Annotated in this window: 2 protein-coding genes; both read right to left on the reverse strand. The window is 41.2% G+C overall.

Translation table 11 applies throughout. The annotated features are described in order from the left end of the window. The coding region (locus tag ACEW8O_RS15515) for an FAD-binding oxidoreductase (protein ID WP_373495535.1) at window positions 1–1143 on the reverse strand (1143 nt) is incomplete at its 3' end. A gap of 257 nt (window positions 1144–1400) precedes the next feature. Next, window positions 1401–2406 (reverse strand): sensor histidine kinase (locus ACEW8O_RS15520; protein ID WP_373495536.1); only part of this gene is annotated, 1006 nt, incomplete at its 5' end.

Here is a 2406-nt window from a genome sequence, read left to right on the forward strand (position 1 = left end):
ATTATCATTAATCCGGCTCATTGCACCACCTAGGTGCCAAATGGCAATTAAAATCATAGGTTGCGGGGGATTGATTGCTTTGGGAAGTATTGCATCAACCGTTTCATCATCCAGATTATCTAAGTAGGTTGATTTGAAATAGTAATGTTGTTTAGCTTTGGGGAAAAACGGATCAAACATTCCCTGAAGCGCTGACCATGGTATTGGTGTGCTTAAATCAACCAATGGCGTACTAATTTTGCGGAGAGGATCTAGTACCTCTTTGCCTAATTCAATTGGACCGCAATGTACTGCGGCCAGAATAAGAACCCGTCTGCCATGAACTTCGGATGGAAAATCCGGTGCCGGTGGAATGGTCCAGAAAAGGGCTTGTGAGGAGACATCATCTGGAGATTCATCCATAAATTTTTTCCAGACTGGTAGAATGTTTTTTGCTTCTTCAGCAGGATAGAAAGGGGCACATAAGGTCACCATGGGTCCAACCTGATGAAGACGGAACTCAAATGATGTGACAATACCAAAGTTTCCACCCCCACCTCTTACCGCCCAGAAAAGATCAGCATTTTGATTTTCGCTTGCATGAATAGCTTTTCCTTCAGCAGTAACCATATCAACTGACAGCAGATTATCTATTGACAAACCATGTTTTTTTCGTAACCATCCTAATCCTCCTCCGAGCGCCAATCCGGCAATTCCTGTGGTTGAGACCACGCCGGACGGAGTCACCAGCCCAAAGACTTGTGTTTCTCTGTCTAAATCTGCCATTGTGGCACCTCCCTGCACATGAGCAGTATGATTTTCTGCATTTACCCTTATCCCTTTCAATAAGGACAAGTCGATCATAATTCCTCCATCATTGCTCGCAGTTCCGCCCACATTGTGTCCGCCACCTCTGACTGAAAGGAGAATATCGTTTTCCCGCGCAAAATTTACCGCAGCAATCACGTCGGCAACTCCCCAACAACGGGCAATGAATGCCGGTTTTTTATCGTGCATGCCATTCCAAATCTTACGAACTTCATCATATTCCTTGGAAACAGAAGTTAACAAAGGTCCTTTAAAATTTGCTTTGAATTCTTCGACTTGTTTTTCTTCAACATGTTTTGAATCCCCTGATTTTGTAATAATCTTAATTATTTTCATAGTTTATTATTTAAAAATTATCGTCGGAAATACACTTTTGTGACGAAGTTCAGGTTTTACGATTCTATGCCTTACTAAAAGTCTGACTGAAGGCTTTCACACAGTTTATTATTGTTGCTATTTAATTTATTATCAATAAATTACGATTTCTAATTAACACAAACAAATATTTTATTCTGAAAATATTTTAAGTAACATAATAAACTGAGTACAATATTTATTGCCACTTATTAAAATTTTATATCACTGATTACCTATTACTTTAATGGCAGTGATACTTTAAACTCAGTTCCTTCATCAACTTTTGATTCGACTGTAAATTCACCATTATGCGCCTTTACAATATCATAGCTCAAACTCAATCCCAATCCCGTTCCCTGTCCGGTAGGCTTGGTGGTGAAGAAAGGCTGGAAGATTTTGTCTTTGATTGCATCGGGGATTCCGGGGCCGTTGTCTTTTATCGAGATCTCTATTTTGTCACCGAGGTTTTTGGTGGAGACGGTGACTTTTGGAGGGTTTTTAATATCGAATGATGAACGCTGAATATCGAATGTCGAACCGCAGGCCTGAAGGGCATTATTGATAATATTCAACAGCACCCTTCCGATATCCTGGGGCACTACATTGACTTTTGGAAGGTCGGTATCAAATTGGGTTTCAAAGTCGGCATTGAAGGATTTGTCTTTTGCCCTCATCCCGTGATAAGACAAGCGCAGGTATTCATCTGCCAAAGCATTAATATCTGTCAGTACTTTTTCACCTGAACTTGCCCGGCTGTGTTCGAGCATGCCTTTCACTATGGCATCTGCCCGCTTCCCGTGAAGGTTGATCTTTTCTAAGTTTTGCTTGATATCTTCTAGAATCTCATCTTCCAACTTAACCTCTGTCATAGGCTCGGTCCCTGAGCCTTGTCGATGGGCGGTCCCTGAGCCTTGTCGAAGGGCTTGGTTCTTGGCTCTTGATTCTTTAATTTCTTCCACCAACTCGCTGCTTACTTCTGAAAAGTTATTTACAAAATTCAGCGGATTCTGAATCTCGTGGGCGATGCCTGCGGTGAGTTCTCCCAACGAAGCCATTTTCTCAGATTGGATGAGTTGGGCTTGTGTGGATTTGAGAGCGGCAAATGCTTTCTCTATAGTATGTCTATCTTTCTTTTGCCTCCTATAATTTCGGTAGAAAACCCCACTGATGAACAATAGAAAAAAAATGCCTGTCACAAAGGAATAAGTTCTGATATTGGTTTTAATCTGTAATTGTACTGCT

Source organism: Aquiflexum sp. (genome assembly GCF_041749095.1).
GTDB lineage: Bacteria > Bacteroidota > Bacteroidia > Cytophagales > Cyclobacteriaceae > Aquiflexum.